General features: G+C 52.0%; 12 protein-coding genes, 1 tRNA gene and 2 rRNA genes. 9 read left to right on the top strand and 6 right to left on the bottom strand.

Translation table 11 applies throughout. From position 1 onward, the window contains the following. The first annotated feature begins 70 nt into the window (after window positions 1–70). From VIJ98_RS19775 to rrf, 3 genes are all read left to right on the top strand, one after another. A tRNA-Glu gene (locus tag VIJ98_RS19775) sits at window positions 71–145 on the top strand. Window positions 146–360: 215 nt separating this feature from the next. After that, window positions 361–3,266, top strand: a 23S ribosomal RNA gene (locus VIJ98_RS19770). 106 nt (window positions 3,267–3,372) lie between these two features. Next, a 5S ribosomal RNA gene (gene rrf / locus VIJ98_RS19765) occupies window positions 3,373–3,488 on the top strand. A gap of 76 nt (window positions 3,489–3,564) precedes the next feature. Here the strand turns inward: rrf and mobB are convergent. Beyond that, window positions 3,565–4,068, bottom strand: a complete 504-nt coding sequence (gene mobB, locus VIJ98_RS19760) for a molybdopterin-guanine dinucleotide biosynthesis protein MobB (protein WP_323275644.1) — start codon at window positions 4,066–4,068, stop codon at window positions 3,565–3,567. Further along, entirely contained in the window at window positions 4,065–4,640 is a 576-nt protein-coding gene (gene mobA / locus VIJ98_RS19755) for a molybdenum cofactor guanylyltransferase MobA (RefSeq protein ID WP_323275642.1), read from the bottom strand. The genes mobB and mobA overlap by 4 nt, the downstream gene beginning before the upstream one ends. A 72-nt stretch (window positions 4,641–4,712) precedes the next feature. On the opposite strand from mobA, the gene VIJ98_RS19750 reads away from it, so the two are divergent. From VIJ98_RS19750 to polA, 4 genes are all read left to right on the top strand, one after another. Further along, the gene (locus VIJ98_RS19750) at window positions 4,713–4,988 is read left to right on the top strand and encodes a YihD family protein (RefSeq protein WP_179453153.1); all 276 of its coding nucleotides are present in this window, start codon (window positions 4,713–4,715) and stop codon (window positions 4,986–4,988) included. Window positions 4,989–5,034: 46 nt separating this feature from the next. Next, complete coding sequence (locus VIJ98_RS19745; RefSeq protein ID WP_323275640.1) at window positions 5,035–6,021, top strand: serine/threonine protein kinase; 987 nt, start codon at window positions 5,035–5,037, stop codon at window positions 6,019–6,021. 26 nt (window positions 6,022–6,047) lie between these two features. Then, window positions 6,048–6,677 carry a thiol:disulfide interchange protein DsbA gene (dsbA, locus tag VIJ98_RS19740; RefSeq protein ID WP_008109808.1) on the top strand — a complete coding sequence of 210 codons (630 nt, stop codon included), beginning with the start codon at window positions 6,048–6,050 and terminating at the stop codon, window positions 6,675–6,677. Window positions 6,678–7,044: 367 nt separating this feature from the next. Continuing rightward, complete coding sequence (polA, locus tag VIJ98_RS19735; protein ID WP_323275638.1) at window positions 7,045–9,837, top strand: DNA polymerase I; 2,793 nt, start codon at window positions 7,045–7,047, stop codon at window positions 9,835–9,837. Between the two features lie 395 nt (window positions 9,838–10,232). Here the strand turns inward: polA and yihA are convergent, their stop codons facing one another. Next, on the bottom strand, window positions 10,233–10,874 hold the full coding sequence (gene yihA / locus VIJ98_RS19730; protein ID WP_008109805.1) for a ribosome biogenesis GTP-binding protein YihA/YsxC: 642 nt from the start codon (window positions 10,872–10,874) through the stop codon (window positions 10,233–10,235). Window positions 10,875–11,429: 555 nt separating this feature from the next. Here yihA and yihI point away from each other — a divergent pair. Next, the gene (yihI, locus tag VIJ98_RS19725; RefSeq protein ID WP_008109804.1) at window positions 11,430–11,951 is read left to right on the top strand and encodes a Der GTPase-activating protein YihI; all 522 of its coding nucleotides are present in this window, start codon (window positions 11,430–11,432) and stop codon (window positions 11,949–11,951) included. A 236-nt stretch (window positions 11,952–12,187) separates the two neighbouring features. Further along, a complete protein-coding gene (gene hemN, locus VIJ98_RS19720; RefSeq protein ID WP_323275636.1) occupies window positions 12,188–13,561 on the top strand; it encodes an oxygen-independent coproporphyrinogen III oxidase in 1,374 nt (457 codons plus the stop codon). Window positions 13,562–13,610: 49 nt separating this feature from the next. Here hemN and glnG read toward each other — a convergent pair whose 3' ends face one another. The 3 genes from glnG to glnA form a co-directional block, all read right to left on the bottom strand. After that, on the bottom strand, window positions 13,611–15,020 hold the full coding sequence (gene glnG, locus VIJ98_RS19715) for a nitrogen regulation protein NR(I) (protein WP_008109800.1): 1,410 nt from the start codon (window positions 15,018–15,020) through the stop codon (window positions 13,611–13,613). 7 nt (window positions 15,021–15,027) lie between these two features. Further along, window positions 15,028–16,077, bottom strand: coding sequence for a nitrogen regulation protein NR(II) (gene glnL, locus VIJ98_RS19710; RefSeq protein WP_008109798.1), 1,050 nt, complete (start codon window positions 16,075–16,077; stop codon window positions 15,028–15,030). A gap of 188 nt (window positions 16,078–16,265) precedes the next feature. Next, the gene (gene glnA, locus VIJ98_RS19705; RefSeq protein WP_008109796.1) at window positions 16,266–17,675 is read right to left on the bottom strand and encodes a glutamate--ammonia ligase; all 1,410 of its coding nucleotides are present in this window, start codon (window positions 17,673–17,675) and stop codon (window positions 16,266–16,268) included. Window positions 17,676–17,795: the final 120 nt, after the last annotated feature.

The raw sequence follows: 17,795 nt of genomic DNA, 5'->3' as shown, positions 1-17,795 counted from the left end.
GCAGTGCTCACACAGATTGTCTGATAAAAAGTAATGAGCAAGACGGCTGCGAAGTCGTGACACTACTCGTGTCCCCTTCGTCTAGCGGTTAGGACTCCGCCCTTTCACGGCGGCAACAGGGGTTCGAATCCCCTAGGGGACGCCACTTGCTTGGTGACAGGTGAAAGGTGTCTCCACGAAGTATCTCAAAACTGACTTAACCGTCATGTTTGAGATATTGCTCTTTAACAATCCGGAACAAGCTGAAAATTGAAACGACGTGTTGGTTCATTTCTCCGTAATAGGAAATGAATAACAACATGTTCGAGTCTCTCAAATGCTTGCAGTCTGCACGCGTTGCAAAACGCCTGTGGGTTGTGAGGTTAAGCGACTAAGCGTACACGGTGGATGCCCTGGCAGTCAGAGGCGATGAAGGACGTGCTAATCTGCGTAAAGCGTCGGTAAGGTGATATGAACCGCTACAGCCGACGATGTCCGAATGGGGAAACCCGGTGCACTCAGTGCATCATCGCAACATGAATACATAGTGTTGCGAGGCGAACCTGGGGAACTGAAACATCTAAGTACCCAGAGGAAAAGAAATCAACCGAGATTCCCCCAGTAGCGGCGAGCGAACGGGGAACAGCCCAGAACCTGAATCAGTTTGTGCGTTAGTGGAAGCGTCTGGAAAGTCGCGCGATACCGGGTGATAGCCCCGTACACGAAAGTGCACATACTGTGAGTTCGAAGAGTAGGGCGGGACACGTGGTATCCTGTCTGAATATGGGGGGACCATCCTCCAAGGCTAAATACTCCTGACTGACCGATAGTGAACCAGTACCGTGAGGGAAAGGCGAAAAGAACCCCGGCGAGGGGAGTGAAACAGAACCTGAAACCGTGTACGTACAAGCAGTGGGAGCCTCATTTATGGGGTGACTGCGTACCTTTTGTATAATGGGTCAGCGACTTATATTCTGTAGCAAGGTTAACCGTATAGGGGAGCCGCAGGGAAACCGAGTCTTAACTGGGCGTTAAGTTGCAGGGTATAGACCCGAAACCCGGTGATCTAGCCATGGGCAGGTTGAAGGTTGGGTAACACTAACTGGAGGACCGAACCGACTAATGTTGAAAAATTAGCGGATGACTTGTGGCTGGGGGTGAAAGGCCAATCAAACCGGGAGATAGCTGGTTCTCCCCGAAAGCTATTTAGGTAGCGCCTCGTGAACTCATCTTCGGGGGTAGAGCACTGTTTCGGCTAGGGGGCCATCCCGGCTTACCAACCCGATGCAAACTGCGAATACCGAAGAATGTTATCACGGGAGACACACGGCGGGTGCTAACGTCCGTCGTGAAGAGGGAAACAACCCAGACCGCCAGCTAAGGTCCCAAAGTCATGGTTAAGTGGGAAACGATGTGGGAAGGCACAGACAGCCAGGATGTTGGCTTAGAAGCAGCCATCATTTAAAGAAAGCGTAATAGCTCACTGGTCGAGTCGGCCTGCGCGGAAGATGTAACGGGGCTAAACCATGCACCGAAGCTGCGGCAGCGACACTATGTGTTGTTGGGTAGGGGAGCGTTCTGTAAGCCGTTGAAGGTGTCCTGTGAGGGGTGCTGGAGGTATCAGAAGTGCGAATGCTGACATAAGTAACGATAAAGCGGGTGAAAAGCCCGCTCGCCGGAAGACCAAGGGTTCCTGTTCAACGTTAATCGGAGCAGGGTGAGTCGACCCCTAAGGCGAGGCTGAAAAGCGTAGTCGATGGGAAGCAGGTTAATATTCCTGCACTTGGTGTTACTGCGAAGGGGGGACGGAGAAGGCTAGGTTATCCGGGCGACGGTTGTCCCGGTTTAAGCGTGTAGGCTGATATCTTTGGTAAATCCGGGATATCTTAAGGCTGAGGCGTGACGACGAGCCACCACGGTGGTGAAGTAACTGATGCCCTGCTTCCAGGAAAAGCCTCTAAGCTCCAGGTAACACGAAATCGTACCCCAAACCGACACAGGTGGTCAGGTAGAGAATACCAAGGCGCTTGAGAGAACTCGGGTGAAGGAACTAGGCAAAATGGTGCCGTAACTTCGGGAGAAGGCACGCTGGCGCGTAGGTAGAGGGACTTGCTCCCCGAGCCGAAGCCAGTCGAAGATACCAGCTGGCTGCAACTGTTTATTAAAAACACAGCACTGTGCAAACACGAAAGTGGACGTATACGGTGTGACGCCTGCCCGGTGCCGGAAGGTTAATTGATGGGGTTATCCGCAAGGAGAAGCTCTTGATCGAAGCCCCGGTAAACGGCGGCCGTAACTATAACGGTCCTAAGGTAGCGAAATTCCTTGTCGGGTAAGTTCCGACCTGCACGAATGGCGTAATGATGGCCAGGCTGTCTCCACCCGAGACTCAGTGAAATTGAAATCGCTGTGAAGATGCAGTGTACCCGCGGCAAGACGGAAAGACCCCGTGAACCTTTACTATAGCTTGACACTGAACATTGAGCCTTGATGTGTAGGATAGGTGGGAGGCTTTGAAGCGTGGACGCCAGTCTGCGTGGAGCCAACCTTGAAATACCACCCTTTAATGTTTGATGTTCTAACGTAGGCCCGTGATCCGGGCTGCGGACAGTGTCTGGTGGGTAGTTTGACTGGGGCGGTCTCCTCCCAAAGAGTAACGGAGGAGCACGAAGGTTGGCTAATCCTGGTCGGACATCAGGAGGTTAGTGCAATGGCATAAGCCAGCTTGACTGCGAGAGTGACGGCTCGAGCAGGTGCGAAAGCAGGTCATAGTGATCCGGTGGTTCTGAATGGAAGGGCCATCGCTCAACGGATAAAAGGTACTCCGGGGATAACAGGCTGATACCGCCCAAGAGTTCATATCGACGGCGGTGTTTGGCACCTCGATGTCGGCTCATCACATCCTGGGGCTGAAGTAGGTCCCAAGGGTACGGCTGTTCGCCGTTTAAAGTGGTACGCGAGCTGGGTTTAGAACGTCGTGAGACAGTTCGGTCCCTATCTGCCGTGGGCGCTGGAGAATTGAGGGGGGTTGCTCCTAGTACGAGAGGACCGGAGTGAACGCACCACTGGTGTTCGGGTTGTCATGCCAATGGCATTGCCCGGTAGCTAAGTGCGGAAAAGATAAGTGCTGAAAGCATCTAAGCACGAAACTTGCCCCGAGATGAGTTCTCCCTGACTCCTTGAGAGTCCTGAAGGGACGTTGAAGACTACGACGTTGATAGGCCGGATGTGTAAGCGCAGCGATGCGTTGAGCTAACCGGTACTAATGACCCGTGAGGCTTAACCTTACAACGCCAGAGGCGTTTTAGTCTGAGAGACCGGATATTTTCAGCTTGTTTTACGGATTAAAGATTTAGCGGAAGCGAATGTTATTCGTTTTTGCAGCAGAATTTGCCTGGCGGCTTTAGCGCGGTGGTCCCACCTGACCCCATGCCGAACTCAGAAGTGAAACGCCGTAGCGCCGATGGTAGTGTGGGGTCTCCCCATGCGAGAGTAGGGAACTGCCAGGCATCAAATAAATGAAGAAGCCCCGAACGAAAGTTCGGGGCTTTTTTACGTCTGGATATTGGCTAAACGTCCACTATTTCAGCTTTTATTCAGCCACTGAGAAATAAAATCAGCAACCTGCATTGGTTGATTAATATCCAACACCGGCAAATTCAGTTCTATATCTTCATCAGTAGCGATTGCAATCACATACTGATCCAGCAAATCCTCAACCTTACCTTTAACGCCACGCCGCCAAAGTGCAATTTTGGGGACCGCCTCATCTTTAAAGCCCTCTACCAGCACCAGATCCAACGTCGAGCTATCCATCTGTGAAGCTAATTGCATCAGATTTAACGGTTTATCGAGTGTTTCAACCATTAACGCCCAGCGTTGATTACTGGCGACGATCACTTGGTCCGCCCCAGCTTTGCGCAGCAAATAGCTGTCTTTCCCCGGCGTATCGATATCCATCTGATGATGTGTGTGCTTAATTAAGCCTGAGCGAATCCCCCGAGCTTTGAGCAGCGGGATAACTTGCTCGAGCAAGGTCGTTTTTCCGGTCCCGCTCCACGCGGCAATAGCCAGTAAGCGCACGCTCATAAACACTTTTCCTCATTGACGAGGTCGTCTGGCGTATTGATATTGCGGAACGCAGATTCTGGATCCGAAAACGCAACGGCATGCCCGCCATGCTCATGTAAAAACTGCATTAAGCGTCTCTCGCCGCGCAGTAGCCAGGCTTCAAGATCATCAGCGAGCGCACGATTGACCAGCGCTAAGGCTGGATGATCACGCAGGGAAGACTTCACCCACACGGCGAGCGCATCATTACGCTGCTGCCATAAACGCGCGACGAAATCATTGGGGATCCATGGCGTATCGCAAGCGCAGAAAGCGATCCATTCGGTTTCACTGCTGCGTAAACCACTGAGTATGCCAGCCAGCGGTCCGGGATAATCGGGCAATAAATCGGTAACAACCTGACAACCACTTGCCTGATAGCGATCAATGTTACGATTAGCGCTTATCAACACAATATTGACCTGCGGCCGGAATCGACGCAAAACGTGCTGATAAAGGGGTTCGCCCTGTAACATCAACAGCCCTTTATCCTGGCCTCCCATACGGCTGCCTTGACCACCCGCGAGGATCACGCCAGTAAATGCTGTCATCTTCGTCTCCTTGCTTCATTCTGGACGATACTTACTGAGCGGCAGCGTACCATCTGCATAAAGGAATCAATGATGAAATATCACCGACTCAATGAACTGCTCGAGCTCCTGCAACCCGCATGGCAAAAGGATGCCGATCTCAACTTACTGGCATTTTTGCAAAAACTGGCGCAGGAATCTGGTTTCAGTGGCCCATTAAGTGAATTAACCGATGATGTATTGATTTACCATCTCAAAATGCGTGACACAGACAGCCAGAGTGTCATACCCGGCCTGAAAAAGGATTATGAAGTGGATTTCAAAACCGCGCTATTACGTGCACGCGGTGTGATTAAGGATGATGAGTAATGTTATCCTTGCGCATTAATCGCAAAGGTAACACACAGGCCAAATGATGAGCGAAGCCGCCTTTAATTTCCAGACGTTGAATCCCGATGTCATCCTTGATGCGCTTTGGGATGCAGGTCTGCGTGTCGAATCAGGCTTAACCGCCCTCAATAGCTATGAAAACCGCGTCTATCAGTTCAGCGATGATGATAAACGCCGCTATGTGGCTAAGTTTTATCGTCCGCAGCGCTGGAGCGCGCAACAGGTCCTCGAAGAGCATCAGTTCACTCAGGATTTATTAGAGGATGAAGTGCCGGTTGCCGCGCCGATCGTTCTGCAGGGCAGTACGCTGAATCATCATGCCGGCTTCATGTACGCGGTCTTTCCCAGTTTAGGTGGACGGCAATATGAAACCGATAACGAGGATCAGATGGAATGGGTTGGCCGCTTTCTTGGGCGCATCCATCAAACCGCCAGGCAAAGCCTGTTTCAGCAGCGACCAACTATCGACCTTGAAGAGTATGTGTTTCAACCGCGTCGGGAGCTAGAGCAAAGCGCGTTAGTACCGGCTTCGCTCAAAGACTTACTGCTTGCTGCCGTTGATAAGCTCAGCGCAACGCTGCAGCAGCGCTGGCATAGCCAGTGGCAGCCGTTAAGGTTGCACGGCGATTGCCATCCCGGCAATATTCTGTGGCGTGAAGGCCCGATGTTTGTCGATCTTGATGATGCCCGTAACGGGCCAGCAGTGCAGGATTTGTGGATGCTGGTCAATGGCGATCGTCAGGAACAGTTGATTCAATGGGACATTTTGCTGGAAGCCTATAATGAATTCGGTGATTTTGATTTACATGAATTGTCACTGATTGAACCTTTACGCGCTATGCGCATGGTTTATTATTTGGCCTGGGTGGTACGCCGCTGGCAGGATCCCGCTTTTCCGCGCGCCTTTCCCTGGATGACAGATGAGGATTTTTGGCGCCGGCAGATTGCATTATTTATCGAGCAGGAAAGGCTGTTACACGAACCGCCGTTGCAGCTTAGCCCGCAATATTAATGAAGTACTCAGGAGATTGTTTCACGATGAAAAAGATCATGTTTGCGCTGGTAGGTTTAATGCTGGCATTTGGCGCCTCAGCGGCACAGTTCAACGATGGTAAGCAGTTCGTTACTTTGCCAAAGCCAGTGGCGGGTGAGCCGCAGGTTCTGGAGTTCTTCTCCTTCTTCTGCCCACATTGCTACCAGTTCGAACGCGTTTATCACGTGAGCGATGCAGTGAAAAAGAACCTGCCGGCGGACACGAAAGTGACCAAATACCACGTTGATTTCCTGGGTGGTCAATTCGGTCCGGTTGTCACTCAGGCATGGGCTGTTGCCATGGCGCTGGGCGTAGAAAGCAAAGTTACTGCACCGATTTTCGACGGTATTCAGAAAACCCAAACTGTTACCGATGCAGCAAGCCTGAAAGAGACCTTTATTAAAGCGGCGGGTATCTCTTCAGAAGATTACGATGCAGCGTGGAACAGCTTCGCTGTAAAAGCGCTGGTTGCGCAGCAGCAGAAAGCGGCAGCAGACGTCAATCTGCAAGGTGTGCCAGCAATCTTTGTTAATGGCAAATATATGGTTAACAATGGTGGCCTGGATACCAGCTCAATGGACAACTTCGTTGCTGATTACGCCAACGTAGTGAAGTTCCTGGTAGAAAAGAAGTAATTTAGTTTTAAGAACGCCGGCACTGCCGGCGTTTTTTATTGCCTTTTTCGTGTTGCTTATACGATGTATTTATTAACCCTCCGCTTAATATCCACATGGACGATCGTCTTTTCATTAGGACGGATAAGGTCACAGTAAGTATTTAACTAACTGATATAATTTAATTTTTAATATTAAAGTAATTACAATTAACGTAAATAACAATACGTTATGATTTTTACGCACAAACTTATCCACAGATTGATCCTTGCGATCCGTGCCGCGTAACGACGAAAAAGATCCTGACTTCCCCGAGTGCATTCAACATTCTCCTCCGGTTGTGGCATCCTTATAGCCCTCATTATCGCAACGAAGAAAATACGAACCTATGGCGCAAATTGCAGAAAATCCCCTGATTCTGGTCGACGGCTCATCTTATCTGTACCGTGCATATCATGCCTTTCCGCCGCTAACGAACAGTGCAGGCGAGCCAACTGGCGCCATGTATGGTGTGCTCAACATGCTGAAAAGCCTGTTGATGCAGTATCAGCCAAGCCATGTGGCTGTGGTCTTCGATGCGAAAGGCAAAACTTTCCGCGATGAGCTCTTTGAGCACTACAAATCGCACCGTCCGCCAATGCCAGACGATCTGCGAGCGCAGATTGAGCCGCTACATGAAATGGTCAAAGCGATGGGCCTGCCGCTATTGGCGGTCTCTGGCGTTGAGGCGGATGATGTCATCGGTACGCTGGCGCTAGAGGCGGAAAAACTCGGGCGCCCGGTGTTGATCAGCACCGGCGATAAAGATATGGCGCAGTTGGTGACGCCTGCGATCACCTTGATCAACACCATGACCAATACCGTGCTTGGTCCGGAAGAGGTCGAGCAGAAATATGGCGTGCCACCAGCGTTGATTATCGATTTCCTTGCCATGATGGGCGACAGCTCGGACAACATTCCGGGCGTGCCGGGCGTTGGTGAGAAAACCGCACAGGCGCTGCTGCAAGGCTTGGGCGGTATGCAGTCAATCTATGACAATCTCGATAAAGTGGCCGATCTCTCGTTCCGCGGCGCGAAAACCATGGCGGCGAAGCTGGAGCAAAATCGCGATGTCGCTTTCCTGTCTTATCAACTGGCAACCATCAAAACCGACGTTGAGTTGGATCTGACGTGCGATCAGCTTGTCGTCAATGAACCCAATGTAGAATCACTGCAAACCTTGTTTAGCCGCTATGAATTTAAGCGCTGGATCACCGATTTGCAGGATGGCTCATGGCTGCAACAAGGTAAAAAGAGCAACGCGCAGACTAAGAAAGCGCAGCTCAGCGAACCTGCTGCGCCCGCTGCCGAAGCGACCAGCGTGCTCTCTGCGGATGGCTACGTCACTATCCTCGATGAAGCGACATTTGCTGAATGGCTGAAAAAGCTGAAAAGCGCCGAGCTCTTCGCTTTCGATCTTGAGACCGACTCGTTGGATACCTTAAGCGCCAATATTGTCGGTATTGGGTTTGCCGTCGCGCCGGGTGAAGCGGCTTATCTGCCGGTCGCTCACGATTATCTGGATGCGCCAGATCAGCTGGATCGTAGCGAAGTACTGAAGCAGCTAAAACCGCTGCTGGAAGATGGCAAAGCGGCGAAGGTTGGCCAGAATCTCAAATACGATCGCGGCGTGCTGAAGAACTACGACATTGAACTGAACGGCATCAAATTCGACACCATGCTGGAATCCTATTGCCTGAACAGCGTGGGTGGAAAACACGATATGGATAGCCTGGCCGCGCGCTGGCTGAACCATAAAACGGTGACTTTCGAAGAGATCGCGGGCAAAGGCAAAAACCAGCTCACTTTTAACCAAATTGCTATCGAGCAAGCCGGTCACTATGCGGCGGAAGATGCCGATGTCACGCTGCAATTGCATCTGAAAATGTGGGATAAGCTGGAGCCGGAAGCGGGACCGAAACAGGTATTTGAAGAGATCGAAATGCCGTTGTTGAAGGTGATATCGCGTATTGAGCGCAACGGCGTACTGATTGACCAGAATATCCTGGCGAAACACTCGCAGGAGCTGACCACGCGTGTGGCCGAGCTGGAGCTGAAAGCGCACGAGCTGGCGGGCGAACCGTTTAACCTCTCTTCACCTAAACAGCTGCAAACCATTCTGTTTGAAAAGCAGGGAATCAAGCCAACCAAGAAAACGCCGGGCGGCGCGCCGTCGACCAGCGAAGAGGTTTTGGCTGAGCTGGCGCTCGATTATCCACTGCCGAAAGTGATTCTTGAACATCGTGGTTTATCGAAGTTGAAATCAACTTACACCGATAAGCTGCCACTGATGATCAATCCGGTTACCGGCCGCGTGCATACTTCCTATCATCAGGCGGTAACCGCGACAGGACGACTCTCGTCTACCGATCCCAATCTGCAGAATATCCCGGTGCGCAACGAAGAAGGGCGTCGTATTCGTCAGGCGTTTATCGCCGGGCCGGGCAATCGTATTGTTGCTGCGGACTACTCACAGATTGAACTGCGCATCATGGCGCATCTGTCGCAAGACAAAGGCCTGCTGGATGCGTTTGCCCAGGGCGAAGATATTCACCGCGCCACCGCGTCAGAGGTGTTTGGTGTGGCGTTGAGCAAAGTTTCTGGTGAGCAGCGCCGCAGTGCTAAGGCGATCAACTTTGGCCTGATCTACGGAATGAGCGCATTTGGTCTCTCCCGCCAGCTGAATATCGGCGCGGGTGAGGCGAAAAAATATATGGATCTCTACTTTGAACGCTACCCGGGCGTGCTGCGTTATATGGAAGAGACGCGCGCGAAGGCGGCAGAGAAAGGCTATGTAGAAACGCTTGATGGTCGTCGCTTGTGGCTGCCTGATATCACCTCCAGCAATGCCATTCGTCGCAAAGCCGCGGAGCGTGCGGCGATCAACGCCCCAATGCAAGGCACGGCGGCAGACATCATCAAACGCGCGATGATTGCGGTGGATGGCTGGCTGTTAGAGCAAAAAGACGATGCTGTGCGCATGATTATGCAGGTACACGATGAACTGGTGTTTGAGATCCGCAGCGACGCGGTAGATGTCTCGATTAAGACCATCCGTGACCTGATGGAGAACAGCATGAAGCTGGATGTGCCGCTGCAGGTTGAAGTCGGAACCGGCGATAACTGGGATGAGGCGCACTGATTACGCGCATTCAGCGGCACTTGCGTGTCGCTGACATCATCATAAGAAAAAAGTTTACTTAATCGGTTCAGCAACTCCACAAAGCGGTCTATTAAATGCGCGTTTTGTAACTGCTTATCGGCTAAGCATTTTTTTAGTAATTAAACTACATCGCTCACGTGAAAGTGTGATGAACTTAGTAAAAAAGATGTCGAATCCTGAAACTTAACAACAAAAAACCCTTTGTAGGGCGCGGAAAATCAGGTAGAGTTTGTCGCGTAGGGTACAGAGGTAAGATGTTCTATCTTTCAGACCTTTTACTTCACGTAATCGGATTTGGCTGAATATTTAGCCGCCCCAGTCATTTATGACTGGGGCGTTTTTTATTGGGCTTTTTCGCAAAAGCCGCAACAAAATTACTCTGCTGTTTCTTCGCCGTCGCCTTCTTGCGCAGGCTCCAGTTCGCTAAACCAGCTGTCCAGCTTCTTACGCACAATATCAACGCCCATCTTCTTCAATGACGAGAACATTTCTACCTGCACATCACCGTTAAAGGCCAGCGATGCTTCGCGTACCATCGTCAGTTGTGCTTTACGCGCGCCTGATGCCAGCTTGTCGGCTTTGGTCAGCAAGACCAGCACGGGAATCTGGCTCTGTACAGCCCATTCAATCATGTTCTGATCGAGGTCTTTCAGCGGATGGCGAATATCCATCAATACCACCAAGCCTTTCAATGCCTGGCGTTTCTGTAAATATTCCGCCAGAGACTTTTGCCATTTGCGCTTCATCTCTTCCGGAACCTGGGCATAGCCATAACCGGGTAAATCGACCAGACATTTACCTTCAACCACTTCAAACAGGTTGATCAGCTGAGTACGACCTGGCGTTTTACTGGTACGTGCCAGACCCTTTTGGTTGGTGATGGTGTTCAGCGCGCTGGATTTGCCTGCATTCGAGCGCCCGGCAAAAGCAACTTCAATACCCACATCCGCCGGTAAATGGCGAATATCCGGGGCGCTGAGCATGAAATGGGTCATGTGATAGTTCAAAGCAGACAAAGTGAAACTCCAGCAAAATGAATCGGGCAATTGGGCTGATTATACCTGTAATGGCGCAAAAGTGCCCGATAGCGTCTAAACGCGTCATTTTGTAAGAGATCTATGATTTTTACTGCCAGTGATTACCGCTTCATGGAATATTAACAATCATTTTATGCATTTAATTTCAATAGCTTGAGATGCTTGTAGGAAATGCCACTCTAAAATAGAGACAAGTCTCACTTGTTCATTTTACCTATTAGTCTACATTTGTTGTCAGTGCACGGCAGCACCCATCAGGATGATGAGCTCAGGAGTGTCGGGGATGACCAAGAGCATGGCGGGAAGCGATTCAGGCAGGAATCGGACAAGGACAGGGAATAATCGCAGGAGCGATGTGGCGATGGAGCAACCGGGACGTTGTGAGCCGTAAAGGATTTATTCAGTGTTTCCTTCGTATGAAGGTGCGATAAAAGGCGATAGCATAGGCTATCGCCTTTTTTCTTTGCTTACTTTCTGCTAGATTTCGCCGCAATTCTATACTGAACTCACAAAGCACCGCCGAGACCGGACACCATGAAGCAACCTGCATCAGCCCCGCGTGGCAAACCTGCTGCGAAAGCCAAACGCAAATCGCGTGAAGACCTTAATCAGGAAGCGCGCGATCGCAAACGCGATAAAAAGCATAGCGGCCATAAATCTGGCAGCCGTGCCAATCCGGAAACGCAAACCGCTGGCAAAGGTCAGGGTAAAAAAGCTCAGGATCCACGCCTGGGAAGCAAAACGCCGATCGCATTAGTCGCTGATGGTAAAACCCAGCCGGCGAAAAAGCCTGAAGCGAAACCAAAGCCAAAAGCGGAAAAAGTTCGCCTGACGCCGCAAGAAGAGCTGGCGAAGCTGGAAAATGACGAACGTTTGGATACGTTGCTGGATCGCCTGGAAAACGGTGAAACTTTGAGTGGCGAAGATCAGGCCTGGCTGGATCAAACCTTAGACCGCATTGACGAGCTAATGGAAACGCTGGGCATCGCGCTGGATGACGAAGCGGAAGATGAGCAGGCCGAAGAAGATATGATGCGCCTGCTAAAAGGCAATTAAGGCCAATTTTGATCGGCATGCGTTTTCGCGCATGCCGCGCTAAACAGGTATTCACCTATGTTTTGGCCTGGATCAATTTTCGCGCTGCTACTGACATGTTATCTGCTCTGGTTATTGTTTAAACTACGCCGCCTGTCGCGTCTGAAGTCGCGTTTACGTCGGCGTTCAGCCCATCGCTTCGTCCACTCTTCTGCTACGCGACCCTCTCTCAGACGACGTCACCGTAAGGAGTGAGCATGTCATCGCAGCAGATTGATTGGGATCAGCGCCTCATCGAAAAATACAATTACGCTGGCCCGCGTTATACCTCTTACCCCACCGCGCTCGAGTTCAGTGAGAACTTTGGCGAGGCAGATTTTCAGCACGCCGTGCAGCGCTATCCCGATCGTCCTCTATCGCTGTATGTGCATATTCCGTTTTGCCATCGTCTTTGCTACTTCTGTGGCTGCAATAAAATCGTGACGCGCCAACTGCATAAAGCCGATCGCTACCTCGATGTGCTGGAGCAGGAAATCCGCCAGCGTGCGCCCTTGTTTGCGGGGCGCTGCGTCACTCAACTGCATTGGGGCGGCGGTACGCCGACATTCCTCAACCAGCAGCAGGTGAGCCGGCTGGTGGCGCTGCTACGCGATCATTTTACCATTGCCGATGATGTCGAAATGTCGATCGAGGTTGATCCGCGTGAAATCGAACTGGAGATGATCGATCATCTGCGCGCGGAAGGTTTTAATCGTCTGAGCATGGGCGTGCAGGACTTTAATAAAGCGGTGCAGGAGCGCGTGAATCGTGTGCAGGATGAAGAAACCATCTTTGCGCTGGTGCAGCGTGCGCGTGAGCGGGGCTTCCGTTCGGTTAGCCTCGATCTGATTTATGGCTTGCCGCTGCAGACGCCGGAAAGCTTCGCCTTCACTTTACAGCGCGTTATTGCACTCAATCCCGATCGCCTCAGCGTCTTCAACTATGCGCACATGCCAGCGCTGTTCGCTGCGCAGCGGAAGATTAAAGATGACGAGCTGCCAGGCGCCTCACAGAAACTGCAAATCCTGCAGGAAACCATCGCCACCTTAACCGGCGAAGGTTACCAGTTTATCGGCATGGATCACTTCGCGCGTCCGGATGATGAACTGGCGGTGGCACAACGCGCCGGCGAACTGCATCGTAATTTTCAGGGCTACACCACGCAGGGCGAAACCGATCTGCTCGGTTTGGGCGTGTCGGCCATCAGTATGCTGGGCGACAGCTATGCGCAAAATCACAAAGAGTTGAAAGCCTATTACGCAGATGTCGAGCAGCGCGGCAATGCGCTGTGGCGCGGGCTCACGTTGAGTGACGATGATTGTTTGCGCCGCGATGTGATTAAAGCCTTAATCTGCAATTTCGCACTGGATTTTGCTGCGATAGAAACGCAATACCCGATTGATTTTGAACGTTATTTTGTCGAGGATTTAGCGCTGTTAGCGCCGCTGGTGGCGGATGGATTAGTGGAACAGCACGGTCGCAGCCTGCACGTTACTGGCGTCGGCCGTTTGCTGATTCGAAACATCTGTATGTGCTTCGATGTGTATATGCGCCAAAAGGTGCGCATGCAGCAGTTCTCGCGAGTGATATAAAAAAGGGGAGCCCATGCGCTCCCCTGTATTAACACGCACAACGTGCGCGTTATTCCATTCCCAGCTCTTTCAGCTTACGCGTCAAGGTATTACGTCCCCAGCCGAGCAAGCGTGCCGCTTCCTGTTTGTGCCCTTGCGTGTGACGCAGCGCGGTGGTGAGCAGCGTGCGCTCCATCTCCGGCTGTGCTTCCGACAACAGGTTTTGATGACCGGAACGCAAGGCGCGATCTGCCCACTGCGCCAGCAGCGTGGCCCAGCTATCCGGCAACGATTGCACCGGATTGTCTGGCGTGCTGGATTCAAACAGTTCAGGCGGCAGATCCTGAATCAACACTTCCTGGCCCGCTGCCATCACCGTCAACCAGCGACAGGTATTTTCCAGCTGACGCACGTTACCTGACCAATGCAGACGCGTCAGCGCGGTTTCGGTTTCCGGATGCAGAATCTTCGCTTCCACGCCTAACTCACGCGCAGCGACCTGCAAGAAGTAACGCGCCAGGCGCGGAATATCTTCGCGGCGTTCACGCAGCGGCGGCAGATGAACGCGAATCACGTTAAGACGATGGAACAAGTCTTCACGGAATTTGCCTTCCTGCACGCGCAGCTCAAGATTTTGGTGGGTTGCCGCGATGATACGCACATCCACTTTCACCGGCGCATAGCCGCCAACGCGATAAAACTGGCCATCGGCCAATACGCGCAATAAGCGGGTCTGCACATCAAGCGGCATGTCACCAATTTCATCGAGGAACAGCGTGCCGCCATCGGCCTGCTCAAAACGTCCCTGACGAATCTGGTTCGCACCTGTAAACGCGCCTTTCTCGTGACCAAACAGCTCTGATTCAATCAAATCTTTGGGAATCGCCGCCATGTTCAGCGCGATAAAAGGGGACTTCGCACGTGGACTATGACGATGCAGCGCATGGGCGACCAACTCTTTACCGGTACCGGATTCACCGTTGATCAGCACGCTAATTGAGGAGCGTGAAAGACGACCAATGATGCGGAACACATCCTGCATGGCCGGCGCTTCGCCGATAATGTCGGTGGTCGGGCCGCTGACGGGCTGATTACGCGGCTGCTGCTGTTCCTGATAATGGCTAATCGCACGCTCAACCAGCGCCACCGCTTCATCAATATCAAACGGCTTTGGCAGGTAATCAAACGCACCTTGCTGATAAGCGCTGACGGCGGCATCCAGATCGGAGTGCGCGGTCATAATGATGACCGGCAGCATCGGATGGCGCTGCTTAATCTGTTTCAGCAGCGCAAGTCCATCCATGCCAGGCATACGAATGTCTGACAATAATACGTCTGGGGTTTTGCTTGCGAGCGCGTCCAATACCTCGTTAGCGCTGTCAAAGGTTGCACAGCTCAAACCGGCTCCAGTGAGTGCCCTTTCAAGCACCCAGCGGATGGAGCTATCGTCATCGACGATCCAGACTATCCCTCGTTGCATAGAAACCTCACTGGCGAATAGGCAGGTAAACCGAGAATTCGGTGTGTCCTGGCCAACTGTTAAATTCTATTTTCCCTGAATGCTGATCGATCAGGCTACGGGCGATGGACAGACCTAAACCGGTGCCGCCTTCGCGTCCGCTAACCATCGGATAGAACAGGGTGTCTTGTAGCTGGGCCGGAATCCCTGGGCCATCATCTTCAATATCAATACGTGCAACTAAACGGTAACGCGTGCCGTGTAGCGTGAGCTGGAAGGCAGTACGCGTGCGAATCACAATGGTGCCGCCTTCATCGCCTAAAGCTTGCAGGGCGTTACGCACCACATTCAACAGCACCTGTTCAATCTGGTCGGGATCGTGCGGCAGTTCCGGCAGGCTTGGATCGTAATCACGCACCAGCGAGACGTTATCCGGTAACTCCATCGACACCAGATTCACCACGCGCTCGGCGACCTGATGAATGCTTTGCGTTACGTGCAAGCCCGGCTGTTGCGGGCCGAGCAGGCGATCGACCAGATTACGCAGTCGGTCGGCTTGCTCAATGATGATGCGCGTATATTCATGCAGGGAAGGATCGGGTAAGGCGCGAGTCAGCAACTGCGCGGCGCCACGTAATCCTCCCAGCGGGTTTTTGATTTCATGCGCCAGACCGCGCACTAAATCGCGGGCAGCGACCTGCTGAGCATGCTGAATTTGTTCCTGGCTGAGACGACGTTGATTATCCATCGGCGCCATTTCCAGCAGAATAAAGCCATCCGGTAAGCGCTGTGCCGTGAGCGACATAATGTGCGCGCGACCATCGACCACCAACGTGACTTCGCTATCGGTAAAGCCCTGGCCAGCTCCGAGACTCTCGCTCATCACCTCAATATTCAGCGAAAAATAGCCGGTTAATTCCGGTAATGGCGTGCCGAACAATTTACGTGAGCTTTGCGCCAGTAATTGCTGAGCCGCCGGATTGGCGTAATGGATAACTAAATCGTTATCGACCAGCAAAATACTGTTGATCAGGGAGTTGAGAATCTGCCCCGCGTCGGGCAGCGTGCCAGTTGCCATACAGCGTTCCTCTGCACTAATTTAGTGCATTATAGCCTTTCAGGACGGAAATCTGTGCTTCGAACCATGAATGCGCGGAGAAAAAAGCCCATCCGGAGATGGGCTAAAGTTTCCACGGCAATATAAAAATCTTTCAGGCTGTTCACGCTGCAAAAAGAGAGCGTGAACAGTGAGCTGAAATTTTTAAATTAAACGCTGTAGTACAGTTCGAACTCAACTGGGTGCGGAGTCATACGCACACGGTCAACGTCTGGCTTACGCAGTTCGATGTATGCATCGATAGCGTCATCAGTGAACACGCCGCCACGAGTCAGGAACTCGCGGTCTTCGTTCAGTGCGTTCAGTGCTTCTTCCAGAGAACCTGCAACTTTTGGAATCTCAGCTTCTTCTTCCGGAGGCAGGTCATACAGGTTTTTGTCCATCGCATCGCCAGGGTGGATCTTGTTGATAACACCATCAAGACCGGCCATCAGCAGCGCGGTGAATGCCAGGTATGGGTTAGCCGCTGGATCCGGGAAGCGTGCTTCGATACGACGTGCTTTCGGGCTAGCAACCACTGGAATACGGATAGAAGCAGAACGGTTACGGGCAGAGTAAGCCAGCATAACGGGTGCTTCGTAGCCTGGGACCAGACGCTTGTATGAGTTGGTGGTTGGGTTCGCCAGGGCGTTGATCGCTTTAGCGTGCTTGATGATACCGCCGATGTAGAACAGAGCAGTTTCGGACAGGCCGCCGTACTTGTCGCCAGAGAACAGGTTCACGCCGCCTTTTGACAGGGACATGTGGCAGTGCATACCAGAACCGTTATCGCCGAACATTGGCTTAGGCATGAAGGTTGCAGTTTTGCCGTACGCGTGAGCAACGTTGTGCACCACGTATTTGTAGATCTGAATTTCGTCAGCTTTTTTGGTCATGGTGTTGAAGCGGGTTGCCACTTCGTTCTGACCAGCAGTTGCTACTTCGTGGTGATGTGCTTCAACCACCAGACCCATCTGCTCCATGGTCAGACACATGGCAGAACGGATGTCCTGTGCTGAGTCAACCGGTGGCACTGGGAAGTAACCGCCTTTCAGACCTGGACGGTGACCTTTGTTACCGCCTTCGTACTCTTTACCGGTGTTCCATGCTGCTTCGATATCGTCGATAGCAACGTGTGAACCTGAAGTAGAAGAACCGAAACGGATGTCATCGAACAGGAAGAACTCTGGCTCTGGTCCAAACAGCACGGTATCCGCGATGCCTGAAGAACGCAGGAACTCTTCTGCACGCTTAGCAATGGAGCGTGGGTCACGGTCGTAGCCCTGCAGTGTGCCTGGCTCAAGGATGTCGCAACGGATGATCAGGGTCGAGTCTTCGAAGAACGGATCCATTACTGCAGTGGTTGCATCCGGCATCAGCACCATGTCTGATTCGTTAATGCCTTTCCAGCCACCGATGGAGGAGCCATCGAACATTTTGCCTTCTTCGAAGAAGTCAGCGTTAACCTGGTGAGCAGGGATAGTAACGTGCTGTTCTTTACCTTTGGTATCGGTAAAACGCAGGTCAACAAACTTAACTTCATGCTCGTTCATCATCGAGAGAACGTGTTCAGCGGACATACTCAACTCTCCTGGAAATGGTCATTATCGTCATGGTGAGAGAACTTCGTTGCCGGGAATGTGTCACGACTGCTGACCATTCCTAACCAAAGATCTCGGCAAGCTCTATCAACCGTTTTA

The sequence above is a fragment of the Pantoea sp. S18 genome, from assembly GCF_045689705.1.
GTDB lineage: Bacteria > Pseudomonadota > Gammaproteobacteria > Enterobacterales > Enterobacteriaceae > Pantoea > Pantoea symbiotica.
The sequence above is the reverse complement of the archived record's forward strand: the minus strand, read 5'-3'. Positions and strand labels throughout refer to the sequence as shown.